The 21,623-nt window shown below is 45.8% G+C and carries 22 protein-coding genes; 18 read left to right on the top strand and 4 right to left on the bottom strand.

The annotated features are described in order from the left end of the window. The first annotated feature begins 7 nt into the window (after window positions 1-7). The 12 genes from HV832_RS14360 to HV832_RS14305 all read left to right on the top strand — a co-directional run bounded on the left by HV832_RS14360 (window position 8) and on the right by HV832_RS14305 (window position 10,913). Entirely contained in the window at window positions 8-1,096 is a 1,089-nt protein-coding gene (locus tag HV832_RS14360; protein ID WP_176804545.1) for a TrbL/VirB6 family protein, read from the top strand. Between the two features lie 9 nt (window positions 1,097-1,105). Then, window positions 1,106-2,230, top strand: a complete 1,125-nt coding sequence (locus HV832_RS14355) for a TraI domain-containing protein (RefSeq protein WP_176804544.1) — start codon at window positions 1,106-1,108, stop codon at window positions 2,228-2,230. Beyond that, the gene (gene traD / locus HV832_RS14350) at window positions 2,227-4,083 is read left to right on the top strand and encodes a conjugative transfer system coupling protein TraD (RefSeq protein ID WP_176804543.1); all 1,857 of its coding nucleotides are present in this window, start codon (window positions 2,227-2,229) and stop codon (window positions 4,081-4,083) included. Before HV832_RS14355 ends, traD begins: the two co-directional genes overlap by 4 nt. A gap of 5 nt (window positions 4,084-4,088) precedes the next feature. Further along, window positions 4,089-4,562 carry a hypothetical protein gene (locus HV832_RS14345; RefSeq protein WP_176804542.1) on the top strand — a complete coding sequence of 158 codons (474 nt, stop codon included), beginning with the start codon at window positions 4,089-4,091 and terminating at the stop codon, window positions 4,560-4,562. Then, window positions 4,546-4,839: a hypothetical protein gene (locus HV832_RS14340; protein WP_176804541.1), complete on the top strand. Its 294-nt coding sequence runs from the start codon at window positions 4,546-4,548 to the stop codon at window positions 4,837-4,839. The genes HV832_RS14345 and HV832_RS14340 overlap by 17 nt, the downstream gene beginning before the upstream one ends. Window positions 4,840-4,894: 55 nt before the next feature. Further along, a complete protein-coding gene (locus tag HV832_RS14335) occupies window positions 4,895-5,476 on the top strand; it encodes an IS607 family transposase (protein WP_176804540.1) in 582 nt (193 codons plus the stop codon). A 1-nt stretch (window position 5,477) separates the two neighbouring features. Next, window positions 5,478-5,735, top strand: coding sequence for a hypothetical protein (locus HV832_RS14330; RefSeq protein WP_176804539.1), 258 nt, complete (start codon window positions 5,478-5,480; stop codon window positions 5,733-5,735). Continuing rightward, entirely contained in the window at window positions 5,732-7,123 is a 1,392-nt protein-coding gene (locus HV832_RS14325; RefSeq protein ID WP_176804538.1) for a transposase, read from the top strand. The genes HV832_RS14330 and HV832_RS14325 overlap by 4 nt, the downstream gene beginning before the upstream one ends. 12 nt (window positions 7,124-7,135) lie before the next feature. Then, complete coding sequence (locus HV832_RS14320; RefSeq protein ID WP_176804537.1) at window positions 7,136-7,756, top strand: IncC plasmid conjugative DNA transfer DtrJ family protein; 621 nt, start codon at window positions 7,136-7,138, stop codon at window positions 7,754-7,756. 149 nt (window positions 7,757-7,905) lie between these two features. After that, entirely contained in the window at window positions 7,906-8,775 is an 870-nt protein-coding gene (locus HV832_RS14315) for a hypothetical protein (protein ID WP_176804536.1), read from the top strand. 58 nt (window positions 8,776-8,833) lie between these two features. Continuing rightward, window positions 8,834-10,558, top strand: a complete 1,725-nt coding sequence (locus HV832_RS14310; RefSeq protein WP_176804535.1) for an ATP-dependent helicase — start codon at window positions 8,834-8,836, stop codon at window positions 10,556-10,558. A 31-nt stretch (window positions 10,559-10,589) separates the two neighbouring features. After that, complete coding sequence (locus HV832_RS14305; protein ID WP_223827345.1) at window positions 10,590-10,913, top strand: hypothetical protein; 324 nt, start codon at window positions 10,590-10,592, stop codon at window positions 10,911-10,913. Window positions 10,914-11,149: 236 nt separating this feature from the next. On the opposite strand, the gene tnpA is transcribed toward HV832_RS14305, so the two are convergent. Then, window positions 11,150-11,566 (bottom strand): IS200/IS605 family transposase, encoded by a 417-nt coding sequence (tnpA, locus tag HV832_RS14300; protein ID WP_176804534.1) that lies wholly within the window; start codon window positions 11,564-11,566, stop codon window positions 11,150-11,152. A gap of 21 nt (window positions 11,567-11,587) precedes the next feature. On the opposite strand from tnpA, the gene HV832_RS14295 reads away from it, so the two are divergent. Then, window positions 11,588-12,829: an RNA-guided endonuclease InsQ/TnpB family protein gene (locus HV832_RS14295; RefSeq protein WP_176804533.1), complete on the top strand. Its 1,242-nt coding sequence runs from the start codon at window positions 11,588-11,590 to the stop codon at window positions 12,827-12,829. Window positions 12,830-12,861: 32 nt separating this feature from the next. Here the strand turns inward: HV832_RS14295 and HV832_RS14290 are convergent, their stop codons facing one another. From HV832_RS14290 to HV832_RS14280, 3 genes are read right to left on the bottom strand one after another with little or no spacing between them, the layout of a single operon-like run. After that, complete coding sequence (locus HV832_RS14290) at window positions 12,862-13,344, bottom strand: bactofilin family protein (protein ID WP_176804532.1); 483 nt, start codon at window positions 13,342-13,344, stop codon at window positions 12,862-12,864. 8 nt (window positions 13,345-13,352) lie between these two features. Beyond that, a complete protein-coding gene (locus tag HV832_RS14285) occupies window positions 13,353-14,207 on the bottom strand; it encodes a hypothetical protein (protein WP_176804531.1) in 855 nt (284 codons plus the stop codon). Window positions 14,208-14,236: 29 nt separating this feature from the next. Then, window positions 14,237-14,752, bottom strand: a complete 516-nt coding sequence (locus HV832_RS14280) for a hypothetical protein (protein WP_176804530.1) — start codon at window positions 14,750-14,752, stop codon at window positions 14,237-14,239. A 622-nt stretch (window positions 14,753-15,374) separates the two neighbouring features. On the opposite strand from HV832_RS14280, the gene HV832_RS14275 reads away from it, so the two are divergent. The 5 genes from HV832_RS14275 to HV832_RS14255 all read left to right on the top strand — a co-directional run bounded on the left by HV832_RS14275 (window position 15,375) and on the right by HV832_RS14255 (window position 21,547). Next, on the top strand, window positions 15,375-15,689 hold the full coding sequence (locus tag HV832_RS14275; RefSeq protein WP_176804529.1) for a hypothetical protein: 315 nt from the start codon (window positions 15,375-15,377) through the stop codon (window positions 15,687-15,689). A 234-nt stretch (window positions 15,690-15,923) separates the two neighbouring features. Continuing rightward, complete coding sequence (locus tag HV832_RS14270; RefSeq protein ID WP_176804528.1) at window positions 15,924-17,192, top strand: recombination directionality factor; 1,269 nt, start codon at window positions 15,924-15,926, stop codon at window positions 17,190-17,192. Between the two features lie 41 nt (window positions 17,193-17,233). Further along, the gene (locus tag HV832_RS14265; protein ID WP_176804527.1) at window positions 17,234-18,487 is read left to right on the top strand and encodes a metallophosphoesterase family protein; all 1,254 of its coding nucleotides are present in this window, start codon (window positions 17,234-17,236) and stop codon (window positions 18,485-18,487) included. Between the two features lie 232 nt (window positions 18,488-18,719). Beyond that, the gene (locus HV832_RS14260) at window positions 18,720-19,190 is read left to right on the top strand and encodes a hypothetical protein (protein ID WP_176804526.1); all 471 of its coding nucleotides are present in this window, start codon (window positions 18,720-18,722) and stop codon (window positions 19,188-19,190) included. Then, complete coding sequence (locus HV832_RS14255) at window positions 19,187-21,547, top strand: hypothetical protein (RefSeq protein ID WP_176804525.1); 2,361 nt, start codon at window positions 19,187-19,189, stop codon at window positions 21,545-21,547. Before HV832_RS14260 ends, HV832_RS14255 begins: the two co-directional genes overlap by 4 nt. The last annotated feature ends 76 nt before the right edge of the window (window positions 21,548-21,623 follow it).

The following is a 21,623-nucleotide window of genomic DNA, read 5'->3' as shown; positions in this document are numbered from 1 at the left end:
TGAATGTATGTTGAAAACTCTTTGGAAGTATCACAGGCTGGTTGTTCTGTGTTTTGCTTTAGTTGTGGCTATTGTCATGCCTAGAGTGCATGCCGACATTATTACTGACGTAAATGGAAATGTTGTTTATAACACTCCTGATACAAATATTAGTGATAGTCCATCGTTTGATATCGGGAAGTCGATCAGTGAGGGGATGAAGAAAGTGGTGGACGCGTTTCGTAAGATTCGCGTCGATGGCATAAACGTTTCAAATTCCCCAGGGATCAGAAAATATTCGTTGTTGTTCGCATGGGGATTTGGTGTCATTGCATTGGTTTTTTCAGGGATGAAAATTGCGCTCGGTGGCCATCATCATGCAATCGAAGACTGGTTGCTGACGATGTTGAATATTGGTTTTTTTGCGGCGTTACTGATACCAGGAAACTATGCAACCATTGTTAGTGCCCTATCTGGATTTTCCGATGATTTAGCTTCGTCGCTAATGGACTCTCACGCCAATCCAGCACAATTGATGGTGAATATGTTTTCAAATATATTCAAAGGTATTCTGAAAAATCTACCTCTGACCGTTCCTCAATTTTTAGCGAATCTTCAATACACCCTGATCAGTTTATTTTTAGCCGCAATTGCAATAATTTGCGGATTGGTTGCTTGTTTCTTCTTTGTTTTGTACTCAAACATTGGGAATGTACTGATGGCAATTGCCTTTGCACTAGGGCCATTGTTTATTGCCATGGGCGTGTGGAGCGTTACAAAGCCATTTTTCGATAAGTGGCTGAATTTTATGATAATCGCAGCTTTCTATCAAATCGTTGGAGCTGTGATGATGGGATTGATTGTTCAATCAGCCATCATGCCAACAGGGGCAACTGACAGCTCAGTTTCATCAAGTGCATACATCATGTATGCCACATTTTCAATGGTCGTTCTGGCCTACTTAGCTTCCATGATTCCAGAAATTGTTAATGCATTATTGCCAGGCAGCATTGGCAGCATTTCAAGAGGTGTTGCGGGTGCAGGTAATTTGGCTGGCAAGGCTGTGAAGTTAGCAAAACCATCGGGTGGAGGTGGTGGTGCCGGCGTAGCGAAATAGGGAATGAGCATGCAAATTCTTTCAGTCGATGAACTCTTACATCTGAACAAAAAAAAACTTGACCTCATAGAGTTTTCGTCAGATACAGATTATCAAAATGCCTGCCTGCCATTAATCAAAATAATGGCGCGATGGTTCAACGCCTTACCACTCGGTTCTTCTTATTATGATGAACCTGGTGGTGCATTTCGATGCTGTGTTGAGTCAGTCTATTTTTCAATACGTCAGGCAAAAAGTGCAATATTCACCTCGCACTTGACCTCGGAGCAGGCGCGCATGTTGGAACCTCAATACCAATATGCCGCCTTCTTATCTTCCATAGTCAGCTGGATAGACGAACCATTCCGGATCTTTGATGTTTCGGTCAATGGTGAATTTTTTAATCCTTTGAATGATTCGGATTTATCCAGTTTTTTGGATGGCAGTCAAGAATTTGTGCTGGAACGTAAACCAATCGAATTGCAGCCATCCAGACAGCGAACAGTCGTGTATTCGTCGCAGATATTGAAGCCCTATCTGCAATATCTCATGCCGGTGGTACAGGAGTCGCTATTTGAGGCGATCAACCCTGAAAGGCGCGCAGTCAGTAATGAGGGGGTACTTCAAAAAGTAATCCGCAAGGGATTACTACAGGCTGAAGAATTCGAGCGAAAATCGAAAGACCTGCTGGTGACTCCAGTATCGAGGGACGTCAGCACGTCCAAAATGATGGAGCAGTCTGTAGAAGCATCGGTGAGTCCAATCATTCCGGAGAGTAAATCAGAATCTGTACAATCACCAAAAGTCAGCAAGGTTCCGGATCAGGGGAGCGAATCTCCCAAAATGGAAGAAAAACAAATCCGGCTGAAGCTATCTTCTGGTGACGCTATTCCATCAATGTCCAAGCAATCTCAAGACGTTCTGGCCGCTGTTGCAGCAGATATGCGTGAAGGAAAACTCGATTCAAATTTGGTTGAATGGATGTCGAGTGGTCTCCGCATTCCAAAAAAATTCTTTAAAGGATTTGGTCGATCATTTCAAACCATCATTGAAGACTTGAGAGTGCAAAAAATTATCGTCGGGAGTGACGAAAATTCCGTTTTGATCTGCACTGCAGTCGGAGATTTGATATTACCAAAGGGAGAGTCCGAATGATAAAAAATTGGTTCCGACCTTTGTATGAGCTGAACGCATTGATCTTTTGGTCGATAGCTTCACTGCTGATGCTTGTTAGCCATTTCCCGTATAAATATTTGGCATTGATCGTCATGCTCACTATGACTGGTGTACGTGGAATTACAGTCGAAAAGATGTTGCGCTTCCGGTTAAGTCTGTCCGTCAAGTATCTGCAAATAATTTTTGTTAAGGATCTCTATCTCAAAAGTGATGAGGCCTTGAAGCAAAAATGTTTGTATCTCGGTGAAGGCTATGAATGGGATCAGGAGAAGGCGCAACTCAGCAATGATTTACTCGGCATGCCGAAAGCGGATATCCCCGCAATTCCTGGCTGGTTACCTGATCCTTTGGTCCAGCATTTAATGCCGAAAAACATCATTCTTGATAAATGCCCGGTAGATATTGGTAAGCCTTGGATCAAAGCGCTGTCAATCAAGATTGGCCCTGTTATCTGGCCATTGAAGGCTATAGAAGGACATACCTTAATTGCTGGTACTACCGGCGCGGGTAAAACACGTACTTACGAATTAATTTCGACACAAATAATCCGCATGGGTAAAGGTGTCGTCCTGATTATTATTGATCCAAAAAATGATCAGGATTTAAAGAATCGCGTTAAAAAGGAATGTAAGAAGGCCAATAAAAAATTCCTGTATTTTAAGCAGGCTGAACCCGGTAAATCTATTCGACTTAATCCATTAGCCAACTGGAACCAACCGAGTGAGATTGCAACGCGCATTTCACAGTTAATGGAAGACGGGCCATTCAGATCCTTTGCGCATCTGTTTATCGACCGTGTGGTTAAGGGTGAGTTGTATGTTGGCGATCGTCCGAATCTGAGGTCGATCTTCGGTTACGTACAAGGCCGGGTTGATCCATTACTGGAAAGATGTCTCGTTAAATTTTTCACAGACCTGAAAGTGGTGGACTTCGAGTTGAAGGCGCGCGGTGGAAGTGCCGGCAAGTCGAGCACGACCTACTTGGATGGGTTGCTGTCACTCTACAATGTGACGGTCGCAGACCACAAGAAAATGGGGAGAAATGTTCAGGTTGAAGCCATAGACGGCCTGATGGCAACCTATACACATGACCGGGACCACTATTCCAAAATTATCGCAACATTGCTTCCCTTATTGCAGATGTTGGCTACTGGTGAAACGGGACTGATGCTGGCACCAGATGTCGATGATCTGAACGATACGCGAGAAATATGGGATACACAGCGAGTCATTAATCAGGATGCCGTTTTATATATCGGCATGGATTCACTATCTAATTCAGAGGTCGCAAAAGCGGTAAATTCGATGATACTCGCTGAAATTGCTTCCGTTGCCGGTGCAATTTATAACTTCGTTGAGGAAAAAAATAGAAAACAGATTTACCTTCTGATTGACGAAGTTGCAGAAGCGATTAATGAGCAGGTAATCCAGGTGTTGAATAAAGGCCGCGGAGCGGGATTCAGGGCGTTTGTGGCATTGCAAACCATCAAAGACCTTGAAGCGAAACTCAATAGTGCGCCAAAGATGCTCCAGGTTTTGGGCAATTTGAATAACCAAATAATTTTACGATTGGAAGATTCTGAAACTGTTAAATGGGTCATTGAGAAAATGGGTGAAACCAAAATCTCAGAAATGAACACTGGTTATAGTCAAGGAACCGGCACTGAACAACATATTTTCGAATTCAGTGGAAACATTTCTCGATCAGAGAAAAGGGAAAGAACTTCGTTAATTCCAAAGGAATTGATATTGGGACTCCCCAATCTCCAGTATTTCGCCCGCTTCACCGGTGGACACATTTCAACAGGCACCATTCCAATCATTGAGGATTAAGATACATGTACGATCAGCTCGGTTTAGAAAATCAACGTTACCGGATTTTCACCTTATATCCTGATTTGTCTAAGGCCTGCGAATCCGCAATTTCATTTATCGGAACAAAATTTCCGGGTGAAAAAGACGTATTGATTCATGAAATGTTGCTGGATGCATTCAATGGGTTCAAAGCGGCTTCTACGGGCGACAGCAATCCACGCCACCAATTTATTTTAGGTTTGTGCGCGCGAGCCATCTATTTATACCGGATTCGTTACTGTGCCAATCTGGAGCTGCCGGGAGATGTCTGGACACCCATGGAGCAGAAAATTACTGACTTTGAAAAATCACACGATCATGTCACGGTACTCAATGAACCAGACCCTCAGTACATCGATCAAGAAAGTGCTTCTAAATTATTTGCTGCAAGGATTTTGCCAGGATATTTGTACAGAGAAGTATTTTTATCGGATTCCTCTTATGACAATGCCGCCTGAACCCAATTCTCAAAAAGTGGATTTACCCGAGCCGGTTCAATCCAACTACCTGCGTGATTTGGTCGATGCAATTTTGAATATTGACAACCAACAAGCGAATGACTGGCGAACTCAAATCAGGGATGACAAAGATCCGCAATTTTCCAATGCAAGTGATAAATGGAAATTTGCGGTACTGTCTTTGACTGAGAAATCTCCTGCGATCTGCGTACTCGGAATTTTAGGTTGGTTATACCTGAGTATTTGGGCAATTTTAAAGCTGACAATATTGATCTAGTTGGAGGTTTTAACAGATACTTGAAACCTGTGTATATCTGTCTACAATTGGCTAAATGGAAAAGCACTACAACATCAGTGACTTCGCTCGACGGATAGGTCGGTCAGCTTCTACAGTTCGCCGCTGGGAGCGAGATGGTCTGCTAACGAGCAAACGACTACCTTCTGGCCATCGCTACTTTAATGAGGATGACGTTCTCAGCATTCTTGGCAAAGCAGATGAGAAGCGCCTGACGGTGGTCTATTGCCGCGTATCCAGCCACGGGCAGAAAGATGACCTGCAATCGCAAGTCACGGCAATGGAGCAGTATTGTCTTGGTGCAGGTATTGCCGTCGATGAGTGGGTGCAAGAGATCGGTGGCGGCATGAACTTCAAGCGCAAGCAATTCCTGTCGCTGATGGATCGGATTGCCGCTGGCGACATTAGCCGCCTGATTGTGGCTCATAAGGATCGACTGGTGCGTTTCGGTTTCGACCTACTCGACCACATTGCCAAGCGCAGCGCCTGCGTCATCGAAGTGGTCAATCAGGAATCGCTGTCGCCACAGGAAGAAATGACCGAGGATTTATTGTCCATCGTCCATACCTTTTCGTGCCGACTGTACGGCATGAGGAAATACAAGCGAAAGAACGACTGAAATGACATTTCCACTTGAACAGTGGTTTGACATCACTAAGCCAATACCAAAAGCCGATGCCGATCTGACTGAGGCGCAAATGATGCTGTATGCGCTGAAGGACGGAATGGACCCAGATTGCGCAGAAGCAAAACGGCAGTACCGCGAGATGCGCAAGGCCGTCAAAGAACACAACGAAAAGTTTTCGCCACCAGAACCGTACAGCAGCAAGGCGTCAAAGTTGCGTCAAGCTAAACGAGAAAAAGAAAAACAGAAGTGAAAGTCACCCGCACCATACTTGCCGATGTGCCAGCCCAGCTTGCAGCGATCTGCAAAACGGCAGGCTACCTCCGCGCCGACATCTGGCGTCGGTATGGTGCGCTCGGTAATGTCGGCGTATCGGCCTGTGCCGTGCGCACAGAGATTGTCGAGAAGAGGATTTACGATAACCTGCACATCGACGGGACTATCCGCGCAGAGACAACCAAGGATATTGTCAACGACATACTGACCTACAAGTCGGCTGCGAAACTGAAAGTTCGGAAGGCTATTGCCAAGCGCACTACCGTCGAGAACGAGCGCAAACGCCTTTACACCCTGCTCAAGCGCGATGAGTGGCTTGCTGACCCGTTTCTGCACCGGCAGATGCGCAAGCACTTTCGCCACGGCAAGTCAGAGGTCGCAAATCAGTTTATCGTACGCTCTGACAAGTATTCGACCGAAGTGGTCGATGACAAAATGGTGATCACGGTCAGGATTGCCAAGAAATATGGCGACAACGTCGTGCTGACCACAACCTCCAGTGGCAAGAATGTTGACCTGTCTGGCAGCAATCTGCGCATCATCGTCAAGGACGGCTTCGCCGAGATACACTACGCCACAGAGAAAGACGTTGGTCGTGCGTGTGGTGATCGGGTGCTGGGTATCGACAAGGGCTACACCGAGGCTTTTACTGACTCCGATGGCGATCACCACGGGCAGAACTTCGGCAAGGTGATGACCGAGTACAGCGACAAGGTTGCTGCCACCGGCAAGCAGCGCAACAAGTTGCACGCACTGGAAAAGAAGCACCGCGAAGTTGGTCGCATTGCCAAGGCTGACCGAATCAAGAAGAACAACTTGGGGCGCAAGAAGATTGCCGCTCGCAAGGAAACAACTCAGAAGCGATTGCGCACCATCGCCTATCATGCAGCACATTCGATAGTTGATAAGGCAGCGATTGTCGCTTCTGAAGATTTGACCGCCGTCATTGCATCAAAGCATCAATGGAAGCGGTTCAATCGCAGGATGAGTGCATGGGCCAAAGGCGTTCTCGCTGAGGCTCTTGATTCTGTATGTGAGCAGCGTGACGCCAGGCACACCTTGGTGAATGGCGCTTATACGTCGCAAACGGACTCGACCAATGGCTTGCTGGAAGGCAAGCGCGAAGGCGACAAGTTTTACCGTGCAAACGGGGACGTTCTCCAAGCCGACCACAACGCTGCTCTGAACGTGCTTGCACGATTAGACGACCGCGAGATTTCTCGCTTTACACCGTACAAGGAAGTGCGTCGAATTTTGCTTGCGCGTTCTCCGGCGCAACTGAGCGTCAAGAGGGTCGAGTTGGGTACGAAAGTACGTCAACCGACTGCGGATAAATCCTATGCGCAGATATGCGCAACTTTTTAGGAGCAGGTTACTTTGGCAGCGAACAGCAGATTTTTTTCACATATCCGGATTTGGATTATTGCTATCCCGATCATTATGGTGACCGTTATGCCATTGGTGGATTTGGATTGGATTTATACGGTCAGTAGCACAGAGAAGGAGTCTAATTTTCAACTCTTTGGCGATGAACAATATGAGCGGATTGAACAAGATACGCAAAGTCAATTCGTGAATTGGTGGATGAAATCGGGTATTTATCAAAAAACACTCGATGAACACCGAACCGGCAGCGACAGCTTTACGGTGGGTCGTCCCGTTAATGGATTTGTAAATTCCTATTTTGGTAATCTTTGGAAAATGATTTACCGGGCGCAGTACCGATTACACGTTGCATACCAATGGTTATTAGGTGGTGCAATTTTTATTGCTGCATTTATGTTTGACGGATGGCAACAAAGAAATATTAAGCTAAAAACTTTTGGATATAGCCATCCTTTGAAATTCCATGTGGTGACCCATGCCATGTTCCTGATACTCGGATTTTCTGTCACTCTGTGCTTCATACCCATGTCAGTAACACCCATGTTCATGCTCACCGGAACCACAGTTATAGCTGCACTTGGCTGGAAAATGATGGAGTCATTCCAAGCCTAAACTCATGACAGCGTTTTTGCCTCCATCTTGATGGGCGTTGGTCGCAGTCAAATCGATCAAATTAGCTTGGTTTTTATATTGCTTTCGGTTGCCAAGGCCAAGAAAAAATAATTGAAGATGTCAGTACACAATTTTTACTGGAGAAAACAATGAACGAACAAAACGATCAAAAAATGGTATCCCAAGACCCTGAACATGTTTCTGCAGAATCAGATATCGGTGAAACTCAACAAACCGATGCTTTGTTGGGTGGCATTTCTGAAGAGGAAGTGCAAAGCGCTGCAAAGGGCTTTGAAGAATTAGCCAATGCAGGTTTCCTGACTGAAGAGCAGGCTCAAGAAGCCACCAGAAATATTGCAAATATTCGTAAGCGCTATAGCGATTTATCGAGCCAGCAACAAAAGAAAATCATCCGCAACCGGGTCAACAGCGGTGTAAAGATGATGGACAGCACGCTGCCAGGGAGCACGGCTGTTGTGCGGCAAATTACCCTGAATCACGGCTCACTGAAAAATCTGTTCGGCCAGTTTGTGCCGTATCTTGATCGGGCGATCGTAAATATGCGGATGTTTGGTGAGGAAAATTTCGGTAAAAAGAACAATGTCGAACGTCTCAATGCCCTGAATGAAATGGTTACGACATTCTATGAAAAGACCCAGCTTGCGTTGCAAGAAGCGGAAAAACTGAAGAATGAAAAGATGGCCGAAATGGAAGATAACCATATCACTCCATTTAATCCAAGTGTTCCGCTCCCGGCCTTGCTCAATCACGAAATTCATATCCATTCTCAATTGTCGATGAAGCATTTGTTGGCATATGAAAATTTCGACAAATTACTGAATATTTGTGCCTGGCTAGAATGGAACGAGTTGCGCACCCCGAGCGAAATTTCCAAGACCATTCGACCACTGCAGAAAATGGCCTTAGATACCGGTCGGCGCGGATACCTCACGTTTGTTGACCTTCTGCACAAACGTGCCGACAAAGAAACTACCAATGATTTGTCGATCGCGGCGTAATCGTTTCATAGGGTGTTGCCCTCACGTGGTGGGGGCTTTTTTTTGCAGGATTGAATGTATGCGTTACAGAGATTCCATTAATGAGCTGAATTCAGACCAGAAAGAAGTCGTTATGACAGCCGGGCACTGTTTAACGATTGCTTGTCCCGGTTCAGGAAAATCCAAAACAATCGCCACCAAAGCGGCCATGCTGTTAGAAGAAACGGATGGCTATATCGGGGCGGTAACATTCTCCAAAGATGCGGCTATCGAATTACGTGAGCGAATACTGCATTTGTGCTCCCCCTTAGCCGCCAAGCGATTAATTATTGGTACCTTTCACGGTCTGGCATATAAACAATTGGGTTCCAAAATTGATATTGCCAGTGAAGGGGATAGGATTCAGTACATTAGAAATGCCATTGAGGATTTGGGCATTACCCTAAGCTATAAAGATGCTTTGGCAGAAATTGATCGGATCAAATCCCAGGGCGACTTACCAACTCCGGATTCATCCCACTATAAGATTTTTGAGAATTATCAAAAGCAGCTTGAGGCGAATCGCAAAATTGACTTTTCAGATATGGTTACCATGTCTCTGAATAACATGGAAACGGGCCGGTCTGAACCATATCCTTTCAGTCATTTGCTGGTGGATGAATTTCAGGACACTGACAAAATGCAATTCAAGTGGATCATGACGCATTTTAAGAAAGGTACGATTGTCACGGTAGTGGGTGATGATGACCAATCGATCTACGGCTTCCGATCTGCACTTGGCATTCAAGGAATGGATGAATTTAAATCGCAAACGCATGCGCGAAAAATTATCCTTGGCATTAATTACCGATCACGGCCAGAAATTTTGCAAGCTGCGGACCGCCTGATCCAGTTCAATCAAATCAGGGTATCAAAGGATTTGGTTGCCAACAAAACAGCCGGGGGGAAAATTGTATCCAAAATGTTTGCAACCCCGGATGCGGAAGCAACCTACATAGCAGATCATATTGGGGACATTACGCAAAGTACCAATGCAGTCTTATCCAGAAATAATCGGGATCTCGACGTCATTGAATCACTTTTCAAGGCTTCTGGAATTCCATATTTCAGACCTGCAGATAAATCACTGTTTAGCTATGCCGAGGTCGCACTGTATTTCGGAATTCTGGAATTACTCGCCGGCATGAAGGTTGACGTTGGTGTTGACAGTATTTTCCGCTTTGTCGATATGGCCGATTCTGATCGGAAAATCTTGTCAGGTTTGAGACTCAACAACTTCAAAAAGAAATCAAAAGCAGAGTTATTGGAAGAGGGCGTATCGGAGTCCGGTGCAACGATCTACCGAAACTTTGCTACCCATTTCGAAGAATGGAAAAATTTATACAACCGGGGCGCATTATCGCTCATGATCAACGGTGTTGCAGACTGGCTTGTTGAACGCATACCCCTGAAAAAGGAAACCTCCAGGAGAGTAATTCACGCGGCATGCTTGGCAATTGATCGATTAAACGATGACATTCCATCGCGCATCCGTTTCTTGAAGGAGTCAAAAAATAATTCAAAGGATGAACACTATGTCTTATTGAGCACCTTCCATGGATCTAAAGGACTGGAATGGGATAACGTCTATCTTGTCAGGTCAGAAGCCACCATCTGTCCGAGTGAATCGACACCTTTAGAGGAAGAGAGAAGGCTCTATTATGTGGGCACCACCAGAGCCAGAGAAAAGCTGACGATTACATGGACTGCCAAAAACCATTGCAGTCAGTTTATCAGTGAACTTGCTATTCCGGAAATTGCTTGATTTAATATACATTTTTAAAAGGAGAAAATTAATGTCAGACGCAGAAATGGAAACTACAGCACAGGAAATGACGATTTTGAAAGCGTTGGGCATCTATTTCGGATTGCTCATAGGATTTTTTGTTTTGGTGGAACTCAGTTTTGCTTTCACTTGGTTTCCCGGCATCATTCCGCTAGTGTCGTATTTTGTGTGTGGTTTCGTTCTCAATCGTATCGTCCTACGTGGACTGGTGGAATGGCACCCGGTCCACAATACAGTGGAAAATGTCTCCAGTGGCAAACTGAACTTTCTCATTTTCTGGCCATTTGCATACCCTGTTCTTTTTTTCAAGTTGTCTGTCGTTAAGCACCTCTAAATGCGCTAAACGCGCCTGTAAGACAAANTTTCTCATTTTCTGGCCATTTGCATACCCTGTTCTTTTTTTCAAGTTGTCTGTCGTTAAGCACCTCTAAATGCGCTAAACGCGCCTGTAAGACAAACAAAAAGGGTGAGGTATGCATACCTCACCCTTTTTGATCGGTTGCGCGGCAAACCTCGTCCTTCAGGGCGGGGTCAAGAGCGCGGACGGCGAAGCCGTCCGGTTTGGTGCGTCTAGTGTGGTGTTTGCTGCTGTTCGATGTACTGCCGGATAACGGCAATCGGTGCGCCACCGCAGCTACCGGCAAAGTAGGAAGGCGACCATAGCGCACCGCCCCATAGCTTCTTGCGGATGCTCGGGTAGTTCTTCTTCCGAATCATGCGGCTGGAAACGCCTTTTAGGCTGTTGACCAGATTGGAAACGGAAACCTTGGGCGGGTAGTTCACCAGCAAGTGTACATGGTCATCCTCGCCGTCGAACTCCACCAGCTCCGCTTCAAAGTCCCTGCAGACGCTGGCTAACATGGGGCGCAGGTCGTCAAGAATCTCTTTTGTGAAGACTTCGCGGCGATATTTTGTCACAAAGACCAAATGCACGTGCATCAGGAAAACGCAGTGTCTTCCGTGTCGGATATCGTTGTCATTGCTCATAGACCAAACTATAATTGAAGTATGCAACGCTTACAAGCCTACAAATACGAACTGATGCCCAACGGCGAACAAGAGCGCGATATGCGCCGCTTCGCTGGGTCATGCCGGTTCGTCTACAACAAAGCGCTGGCAATGCAGCAGGAGAACCACGAGGCGGGCAACAAGTTCATTGGCTACGTCGCCATGGCGAAGCAATTGACCGGGTGGCGCAATGGTCCTGACACACCTTGGCTGAAGGAAGCGCCGTGTCATCCGCTGCAACATGCCTTGAAGGACTTGGAGAAGGCATACAAGAATTTCTTCGAGAAACGCGCCGACTTTCCAAAATTTAAGCGCAAGGGTAGCGGTGATACTTTTCGCTACCCCGACTCGAAACAGATCAAGCTCGATCAGGGTAATGGCCGCATCTTCCTTCCCAAGCTCGGCTGGCTGCGTTACCGCAACAGCCGCGATGTGCTGGGCGAGGTGCGCAATGTCACCGTGAGCCAATCGGGCGGCAAGTGGTTCGCGTCGATTCAGACGCAACGCGAAATCAAACAGCCGCTGCCAACCGCGACGACGGCCATTGGCATCGATGTCGGCATCTCCCGGTTTGCCACGATGAGCGACGGTGCTTTCATCGCGCCGCTCAACAGCTTCAAGAAACATCAGCAACGCCTTGCGCGCTACCAGCGCCGCATGAGCCGCAAAGTCAAGTTCAGCAGCAACTGGAAGAAGGCGAAGGCCCGCGTCCAGAAGATTCATACCCGTATCGCCAATGCCCGGAAAGACTTCCTGCACAAGACCACAACGACGATCAGCCAAAACCACGCGCTCGTATGCATTGAGGATTTGCAGGTACGGAACATGTCCAAGTCTTCCAAGGGCAACAGCGAACAGCCAGGCAAGATGGTGAAGCAGAAGTCCGGCCTGAACCGCTCCATTCTCGATCAGGGGTGGGGTGAATTCAGACGTCAACTGGCGTATAAGGTGGCTTGGCACGGCGGTATGTTGCTGGCCGTGCCGCCGCACCACACCAGCCAGACATGTCCGGCTTGCGGCCATGTGTCGAAAGATAATCGGCAAACACAAGCAAAATTCCTGTGCGTCGATTGCGGTTACGAAAATCACGCCGATATGGTCGGTGCGATCAATATTTTAGAGCGGGGATACCGCTTGTTAGCCTGTGGAGAGTCGGAGCAGTCAGGCCGCTCGAAGAAGCAGGAACCCACCGAAGCGACTCGCAAATCATCGCGCAGCGCCGTAGGAATCCCCGTCCTTTAGGGCGGGGAGGATGTCAATAAATGCCGCTAATCCTATACTGATCGCTTAGAAAGCGCGTGTACGTTCTCACTGGTGTTGAGGGTAGAATCCAGTGCATGATTCAGAATCACTTTTTCAAGTGATGTTTTGACCAGCTTGGCACTCAATTCACCAGTGATGTCCACGTCGTTACCATAATAGGCTTCTCCAGTACATTTGCCCCGGATATGCAAATCCCCGTCCGCGCGGGATACGCCTTCAACTGATCCATCAACGATAATGTTATCGACGTGAATTTCCCCTTTAACGCAGCCAGTGGGGGAGATAAACACGGTCAATTTCTGATTGGCTTCAGCTGACTTCAAGATGGAGCCTTCATGGGTGCCATCGATACGGAGATTCGAGCGAAGCAGAAGAACGCCATTGGATATCATATCTTCCGAAATGATGCTGGTGAAATGCACATCAACTTGGGGAACGGATGGTTTAGCAGTGTTGACAACTTCATCCTTTATTTTACGGCGGAATAATTTCATGACTGCTCCTAAAAAAGTTTTTGAGAATTCACTTCATGCTTGTCAACAGAAGGTGGTTTTGCATTTTCCTGAGACTTGGCTTCAGGCTGTGCCCGTTTAAAAATACCAGACTGAACCGGACGCGAAACTGTCAAATTCGCGTTAGCAGTCACCAAGTTGGGGAGGTTGGCAGGAGGAACCGGTTGAGTCAGGCCAGGAGAATTGACAGCGACGCTGGCAGGAGAAGTGACCTGTTTGCTTCCAGCATTGACTGGGGTAACGGTCCGGGTATCAATGGTTTTCGGCTTGATGGTATTCGGTGCCGGCGTGCTTGGTTTGATTGTCGCGTTGACTGGCAATACTGACGTATTGGTTTTAGCAACGATGGGCGCAACATTTCCCTTTTTCTCTACCACCGGGCTTGATTCAACCGTCAGAGAGACGCTGGCTGGTTGAATTTGGTTTTGACTTACTGCGGGTAGCACCGGTGCAGTTGAGTGTTGAATCGGTACCGATGTATTGGTTGCAGCTGCAGATGCTGTAGCAACTACTGTTTCTGTGGTTGATGATTGGGTGATGGTTTTAGTCGGCGCTTTGACGCTTGTAGTCTCGCTGTGTTGAATGCCAGCTGAATGCACATCCTGATTTTGCTTATTCGTGCGAAATTGTTGATATCCCAGCGCGCTGACTGACATCAGCGTCATCATGCCAAGGCCGATGACAGACAATTTAAGCCAATCACGCTTCTGTGGATTTTTCTTGATCATTATGTTTGACGAAGACGTTTCCTCGATAGTGGCCCGGCTCGGAAACACAGGCAGCTTGGGGTAAACTGGCGAAACGCCTTCAGGCAGAACAACATAGTAGTTAAATTGGGTACGCATATTTTTTCAACGTAGAATGTGTATCAGTTTTAGAGAACTGCTAATGTCCGCATTGACCCGTCACGGTAAAAATGTGGCTCTGATTTACTGGCAATATCGATCAAGGAATTGATCCTGGCATTGAAGCCCTGCATATAATTGACCCGCAAATTATCAGGTTGCCCACCAGCAAACTGTGCAGCCGCCAATGATGTCATTAATTCATCAAACATCACAAACAATCGCAGCAATCTGGCCGCATCTCTCCCGATAACCTGAACATGAAATTCAGTCCGGTCAAAGTTAGTCATCTCTTGCTTTTGAGTTGAAATCCAATTTTTCGCATTTTTGACGTACTCGCTCAGTTCATCCAGCCCTGCATGGATAGCCTTACGCTTGCCATCCCTTGCGCCTGTAATCTTGACTTCAAGGAAATAAAATCTCTTTTTCAGGATTTTGATTACTTCGTAATGGCAAAGCCAGATCGTCTCGTCAGAACGGATTTCTGTAGTGAACCCTTCAAGTCGGCTCAGACCGGAAAGATGATTTGTTTTAGTAGTATTCATATTCAGCGTTGAGCGATTCAATTATCCATATTGTTATATATGCAGAAGGGGAGAATTATTGAAAAGAGCGCGAATATAACCTTCCATTTGGTTGCAAACTGAATTTCTATCAGCCATAATGAACTTACTTCTGCTGGGAAACTAGCATCGTCTAAGTAGCCACTGCTACTCACAAGCTGAATCATTCAGCAAATATAGCGGCTCCATGCTGCGGGATCGACAGGCCGGCTCCTGTTCTGTAGTCCGTTTCAAATCTACGAGACTTGCCATCTCTCTTTTTTTCATAAATCTTCCAGATCCTAACGCATCATTGCGAGGCGTCTTTAGTCCATTTGTCAGCCATTAATTTGGTGATGAATGTTACTCAGACAGTGAAGTAGAAAATAATGGTGATCCTGCCATCTGAATTTTTCAGATAAAGGAAACTTCGCGGGTGTTAAAACCTCACCCCTTGTTGTACCCAATATGGCCATTCGGCTATGCGTCCAAAGACGCCCCAACCTCAATCAACCCAATGGGTTGATTGAGGGATGGGTTTTCTCATTATCCATAGTCAACTACCCGCCCAAAAGCGGGTTTTTTTTTATCTATCTATCTATCTATCTATCTATCTGGAGTAGTCATGACTGCCTTCATCTCTCTTTTTGTGATTGAATTAATCTTGTTTTGGTATGCAATCAGCATTTACTGGAAATACCGATTCAGAATTTTCAAAAACAAGGATGTTGAATCCTCCTTTCTGATGCGTACTGGAATGACCATCGGTGCCGCAGTGCTGATCAACTTTCTGGGATTTGCCGTGATTATGTTCGCCTCTGTCTTTCTGATTGAGGTAATCAGGTCACAAACAATTCTGGAATTGGATCAGAAGGAAAATGAAAAACAGAAACTTAAAAAGCAGGCGATTGAGGCAAGTGAGCCTTTGTCGCCAACATAAGCGTTATGCGCTTTAACCAATCCCGCCTAGTGCGGGATTTTTTTTGGGTGTACTCAACATGCAGAAAAAAATTTCTAAACCCAGAGCCATAATTTCAACCCTTGTTGTGATGATGGTTACCGCGTTGCTTCTGACTCATCCGGTGTTGGTCAGTTTCATCGCAATTACATTGGCCGGAATTGAACTTTTCGTTCGCGCCAAAATTAAACCCAGCGCAAGGATAAGGAGTCCAAAATGACTGTGAGTAATCGTCCGGTACCGCGTTCCATAGTCGATGAGTTGCAATTGACAATGCAAGTTGTTGGTCGCATTCGTCTCGGGAAAAAGGTATTGACCAAAGAACTGGCCGGCAATCAACGTGCTGTCCACATTTATGACCAAGGTCTCAAGGATGGCCTTTCTTACGATCAGATTGAACAACTTCTGGTCAAGGAAACATCCAAAAAAAATCCTCTCAAAATGGAGAATACTCAGCACTTCACATTCTCCCAAAAGGATTTTCATGATCCAAACGCCCTACACGAACTGAATCGCATGTACGGGGAAGATCGCGGCAACGGAAGACTGGTTTACAGCATTCCGATTCGCTTTACCAGTGATGATCCCTTGTCGGTTATGCCGCATCGTTTTGCGATGTATTCTACCAAGGGCGTGATTTACTTTAGTGAATACTCGAATGAAGGAACACGGCATTGCATGCGGTATCCAACGCCACCTACTTCTGCAACGGCAACCCGGATAACTCGCTCGTTCGGACCGCGCCCAAAAGAATTCCGGATGGATGATGATATTCCGGATGGCATCTGCAATTTTGAAAATTGTCCCCAATTTCAGGCCAAGCAATGTCGGCTGGATTTGTCACTGCAATTTTCAATTCCAGGAATTCGTGGTGCAGGAGTTATCCAAGCGAATACATCCAGTACCAATTCGCTCAAGCAGTGGCATAAAACGCTGAGTTTTGTCAGCCACTTGCAAGGTACGCTGAGAAATACGGAGTTCACGCTTACCAAAATTTGCATGGAAGTCCCGTATTTCAGTGAACGTGGTCTGGAGAAATCTAAGCAGTGGGTAACCGTTCTGGTTTCGGATATTGATACCTGCAAAGCCTTGGAAGAGTATTGGCTAAATCAACAGCTTGATTCTTCAGATGTCGTTCATAAGGCAGTAGCTTTGCTTGAAAACGTACCTGGTGAATCAGAGTCAGATTCGAGTCAACCAGCTACGGCTGCTTCCGATGTTGAATTGGATGAACGCCATGAAATGCTGATGCAATTCTTAGCCAGCTTGAAAGCCGCGAATCTGACACCGTTGGAAAGGGCGGTGAAAGAGTTACGGGCGTATCTCAAGTATTTCGGGGAATCGCCGGCAGTGTTCAATCAATATGCAATACACAAACACGGTGATAACTGGGCATCAGAACAGAAAATCGTTGAGAAGGAAATCCTTCACATTTCAACTTTGACTGTCTCTGAACTTCAGCATTTGCTGTCGCCATTCAAATAAACCCTGTGCCTCTTCGGAGGCACTTTTTTTCAGGAAAGAAAATGGATGATCTCATTCAAACCATTCGTTGCTTGCATTTCTCTGATACGCATTATTGCAACGAGAATTTACTAGAGGCAGAAACTTGCCTTAATAGCGTTGTTGAGGTTGCGGAAACCTCTAAACCAGATGTAATCGTTCTGTCTGGCGATTCCACTGAACATCGGTTGGAAGTGCATTCTAAGCCGGTTCTGGCACTGTCCCGGCGCATTAAGCAACTCTCAGCTGTTGCTCCGATGATAATTCTGCAAGGTACGTTTTCTCATGAACCGCCTGGCACCATCGAAATGTTGGGCTTAATGAGCAATGTGCATCCAATTGCCGTTGCAAATAGAATTTGCCAGATCGCATTGACACTTGATAACCAATGGATATTTTCAGTCGGTGCAGTGTTTGCTGATGGCGAACTGTACTTACCGTTGATTCGGCTGGTGGTTACTTGTGTTCCGACGATCAATAAAGCTAACGTGGCAGCGCAGCTTGGTGGTGCTGCAGCAGACGTGGAAACAGGTCAGGCTATTCAAAACTATCTGACTGGCTGTGGTGCCATGAACCAGCTGTTTGCCGCGAAGGGAATCCCTACAATGGGAATTTCTCACGGCACGGTTCGTGGCAGTGTGTCCGAACATGGTGTGCCGATGAATGGCCCAGATCATGAGTTCACCACTGATTCCCTGTTTGATGCGCAATGCAGTGCATTCTTACTGGGTCATATCCATAAACATCAGTCGTGGGATCGCTTCGGACGCAAAATAGCTTACCCGGGTTCTGTTGGCCGATTCCATCACGGCGAAAAGGATGACAAGGGTTTTTTGTTCTGGTCTGTCTCAGCGCAAAGTGCCAGTTTCAGCTTTATGAAGACACCGGCTCGTACAATGGGGGAATTCGATTTTAATGGCCCGCCGGACTACGAGGAATTAATGAAGGAAGCGCCAAAGTTTGCCGGCGGTTATGTTCGGATACGGTGGCAAATAGATGAAGAGCATTCGCAACTTGTCAGCATTGACCGAATCAAAAAAATATTTGAATCGGCAGTTTCGTTAAAACTGGAACCTCGCATTCTGAAAATCCAACGGTCACGTGCCGAAGGTATTAATAAAGAAAGCGGATTGGCCAATAAACTGAAGGTGTGGTGTTCACAAACCAATATCCCCAGCGAGCCATTATTGGAACGGTTTGCCGTTTTAACGCAAAGCACTGCTTCGGATACAGCAAATAAGATCATTGCTGATATTGCGGCGTTTGAGCAGGGCTAATCAGAGGCTTTCAGGTACCTTCGGGTACTTGAAAGCTTCTCTTTTCTTGATTCATTTTCAGAATCGCACGGATTAAATCGCAATACAATAATGAGAGAATTTCTTTGTAAGTCCAAAAATTTACAAAGCAGTTTTTTCCGCTAGGAAACTAGCATCGTCTAAAGCATCAAGCTTTTACCCTGATGGGGCATATCCCCATTGGGAATATGCCCCAATTTATTTTGGAGGCATAATGAAATTCAAAAAACCTTTACTACCTGTTACCGATGATTGGATTTGTGCTGTCAATCCCAGGTTTCCGCAAGTTGTATTCACCCCACTGATTCTTCCGGTAAATTTACCTGATTTTTCTCCGGACATTTCTGTTCTGGGAATTTTCGGGAAATTCATGGTCGTTGAATCTGATAAACGACTTTTTCTCATCCCCAATATCGATGTTGCATGGCTATTGTGGTCATTCGAAAATCATCTTGAATCACAGTTTTCAAATGATGAACGCATGGCGCTTACCGGGGCATCCGATGTCGCATTAATTCATTCCAAACTCAAAGGTGAACAGCAAAAGTTGCTGGCATGGCTCAACAGCTATATCCCCGCAACATCATCTGTGATGGAAATGGAAGATCCACAGGAAATTCCAAGCGTAGCATTTCCGGCCACTACGGAAATGCCCGAACCCATTTTTTTTGATGAATACCAATGAAACTTATCTCAACAGTCCTGGAAGGATTCAAGGGCATTTACGATGGCCTTGGTCTGAATTCCATATCCATTGATTTTACAGAGTTGCCACTCGGTCTCATTGCTATTGTGGGTCCAAACGGCATTGGAAAATCTACTTTAATGGATAACTCGCATCCGTATCGCATCATGCCATCACGCATGAAGTCCGCTGATACGGAAAAATACACGGTCAGAAATTTCAGCTTTTTTGATCACTTATTACCCGGTAAATGCAGAAAGGAATTTACATGGGAACATACAGACGGGAATGTGTATCGGTCTGAATTAATTTTCACGACGAAATCACGTGATACCGATGCCTATGTGTACAAGAAAGAGGGTACTCAGTGGGTTGCGTTCCGATCACCAGATGGTTTGATTCAATCGGATGGCAAGTCCACAACGCACGACGAAGCCATTGAATATCTTCTTGGTCCTCCAGAGTTATTCTTTGTCAGTCAATATTTGGCGCAAAACAGGAAAGCATTATCAACCTTTGGGAACGAAGATATGAAAATGCTGATGAGCGAAATGCTTGGTATTGAGAATATGAAAAAAGTCTCAAGGCAGGCGTCCGAGGTCGTCACTATCCTCACCAGAGAACTCGATCGTCGTCAATCAGAAGTGGCCAGATCCGTTCAGTTGGAAGAGTCATTCAAATCGCTACAATGCCAATTGGTCATTGTCACTTCTGATCTGCTGTCTAGCCGAGCGCAATTGCAATCTGCAAGTGAGCAAATCGATTCTACGGGTTTAATCATTCAGCGAATCGAGCAAGAAATTGCCGATGGCCGTCAGAATCAGTTGCGACTGGATGAACTCAGTTCCAGAAAACGTTCGATTGAGATGCAGCTTGAGCAAATCACTCAACAGAAGATAGCCGACGAAAAAGCGAAAGCTGCAAGTCAAGCGCAGATCAGCCAGCAGATTCGGATTCATGAATCTGAATTAGCCGATAAGCAGAAAATCTTGGACGCTGCTAAACGCTTACCTGAACTGAATTCAGAAATTGATTTTGCAACAAAATCTTTGACTGAAATTTCAGAAAAATGGGATCAGGCAAATGCCCAGCATTTGAAGAAGACAGAAATGGAAGCGGTCGTTACCAATCTGATTCAAAAGGGAACGACTGTTCGTTCAGAAATGGACAGCATGAATCAGCAGGCAAAATTGGCTTCGGAAGTGCCATGTGTCGGTATGCAGGTGAATGGTACTTGCCAGTTGCTGTCACATGCCCATGATGCAAAAAAACGTGCCGAAGTATTGTTTTTCAAGCGGGATGAAATCAAAGAAAACTATACCAAAGCAGTTCATTCTTTGAATTCGCTGAAGTTGGAACTCAATGATTTAGGACAAGTGAAGGCCGCCCTTGATCTGGCAAAGCGTCAACTTGACTTACTGCGGCAAGAACAGTTGAAATTGAGCACGCTGGCTGGCAGAGCGGGGCAGATCAATTCCGTTGAACAGGCATTGTTGAACGCCAAAGGTATGCTGAACGATCTGTTGCTGCAAAAAAAGCATAACGAGGACATTTTCACTCAGAACAAGCAGAAACTGGTTTCTGATCTTGAAATACTGAATGCGGAATTGAAGTCTCTGAGCGCTTTGGATCGCACGCAGGAATTCGAAAATGCAAAGCGAAAGCTTCTGGATCTGAAAAATTCTCTCGCAGTTCTGAATGGCCAAGTTGAAGCGAAGGTGACAATGAAAGCCAAACTTGAAGTCGAAATTTCTGTTTTGGAAAAGCAAATCGCCAAAAAATCGATCCTGGAGCGTTGTATTGAGGAGCTGTCCACGGAAATTGCATATTGGCGGCAACTTGCTTCAGGCTTTGGGATCAACGGAACGATTGCTCTTTGTGTTGATGATGCCGGGCCAACCTTGTCAAGGTTAGTCAATCAGCTACTGGCATGTTATGGGTCTGAATTTTCAATCGAAATCCAAACGCAAACCGATTTAGCCAACGGTAATAAACGTGAGTCATTCGAAATCGGTGTGATTACGACATCGGAAGACGGCGAAATTAAACCTGCGAAACCGCTCGATTTTATGTCAGGCGGACAAAAAGTTTGGATTAACGATTGTTTGTGCAGAGGTATTGCTTTATATGTCAGACTGAACCAAGAATTGAAATGCAAGACTTTGTTTTCTGATGAAACTGATGGTGCCCTGGATGATGAGCGCAAACGACAGTTTATGCAGATGAAAAAGGAAATTCTTCGTTTAAGTGGTTGCGAGCGTGAAATCTTCATCAGCCATTCACCGGCTTGCGTAGATTTTGCGGATGCAATCATTGATTTAAGGGATTACGTCAAGCCGAAATTATTGTCAGCTTAAGAATTCCTTTTTTAAATCACTCGACCCCAGTTAATACTGGGGTTTTTTTTTGGAATTGGTACTTGGGAAATTTGCC

It is taken from the genome of Cognatundibacterium oligocarboniphilum, from assembly GCF_013377855.1.
Taxonomy (GTDB): Bacteria; Pseudomonadota; Gammaproteobacteria; order Burkholderiales; family Burkholderiaceae_D; genus Undibacterium; species Undibacterium oligocarboniphilum.
Note: the sequence above shows the minus strand (reverse complement) of the source record. Positions and strands in the feature narration are given on the sequence as shown.

Excerpts from the sequence above, each read along its gene's own strand:
- HV832_RS14360 (WP_176804545.1), top strand. The coding sequence starts at position 8 with ATGTTGAAAACTCTTTGGAAGTATCACAGGCTGGTTGTTCTGTGTTTT.
- HV832_RS14355 (WP_176804544.1), top strand. The coding sequence starts at position 1,106 with ATGCAAATTCTTTCAGTCGATGAACTCTTACATCTGAACAAAAAAAAA.
- traD (WP_176804543.1), top strand. The coding sequence starts at position 2,227 with ATGATAAAAAATTGGTTCCGACCTTTGTATGAGCTGAACGCATTGATC.
- HV832_RS14345 (WP_176804542.1), top strand. The coding sequence starts at position 4,089 with ATGTACGATCAGCTCGGTTTAGAAAATCAACGTTACCGGATTTTCACC.
- HV832_RS14340 (WP_176804541.1), top strand. The coding sequence starts at position 4,546 with ATGACAATGCCGCCTGAACCCAATTCTCAAAAAGTGGATTTACCCGAG.
- HV832_RS14335 (WP_176804540.1), top strand. The coding sequence starts at position 4,895 with ATGGAAAAGCACTACAACATCAGTGACTTCGCTCGACGGATAGGTCGG.
- HV832_RS14330 (WP_176804539.1), top strand. The coding sequence starts at position 5,478 with ATGACATTTCCACTTGAACAGTGGTTTGACATCACTAAGCCAATACCA.
- HV832_RS14315 (WP_176804536.1), top strand. The coding sequence starts at position 7,906 with ATGAACGAACAAAACGATCAAAAAATGGTATCCCAAGACCCTGAACAT.
- HV832_RS14310 (WP_176804535.1), top strand. The coding sequence starts at position 8,834 with ATGCGTTACAGAGATTCCATTAATGAGCTGAATTCAGACCAGAAAGAA.
- HV832_RS14305 (WP_223827345.1), top strand. The coding sequence starts at position 10,590 with ATGTCAGACGCAGAAATGGAAACTACAGCACAGGAAATGACGATTTTG.
- tnpA (WP_176804534.1), bottom strand. The coding sequence starts at position 11,566 with ATGAGCAATGACAACGATATCCGACACGGAAGACACTGCGTTTTCCTG.
- HV832_RS14295 (WP_176804533.1), top strand. The coding sequence starts at position 11,588 with ATGCAACGCTTACAAGCCTACAAATACGAACTGATGCCCAACGGCGAA.
- HV832_RS14290 (WP_176804532.1), bottom strand. The coding sequence starts at position 13,344 with ATGAAATTATTCCGCCGTAAAATAAAGGATGAAGTTGTCAACACTGCT.
- HV832_RS14285 (WP_176804531.1), bottom strand. The coding sequence starts at position 14,207 with ATGCGTACCCAATTTAACTACTATGTTGTTCTGCCTGAAGGCGTTTCG.
- HV832_RS14280 (WP_176804530.1), bottom strand. The coding sequence starts at position 14,752 with ATGAATACTACTAAAACAAATCATCTTTCCGGTCTGAGCCGACTTGAA.
- HV832_RS14275 (WP_176804529.1), top strand. The coding sequence starts at position 15,375 with ATGACTGCCTTCATCTCTCTTTTTGTGATTGAATTAATCTTGTTTTGG.
- HV832_RS14270 (WP_176804528.1), top strand. The coding sequence starts at position 15,924 with ATGACTGTGAGTAATCGTCCGGTACCGCGTTCCATAGTCGATGAGTTG.
- HV832_RS14265 (WP_176804527.1), top strand. The coding sequence starts at position 17,234 with ATGGATGATCTCATTCAAACCATTCGTTGCTTGCATTTCTCTGATACG.
- HV832_RS14260 (WP_176804526.1), top strand. The coding sequence starts at position 18,720 with ATGAAATTCAAAAAACCTTTACTACCTGTTACCGATGATTGGATTTGT.
- HV832_RS14255 (WP_176804525.1), top strand. The coding sequence starts at position 19,187 with ATGAAACTTATCTCAACAGTCCTGGAAGGATTCAAGGGCATTTACGAT.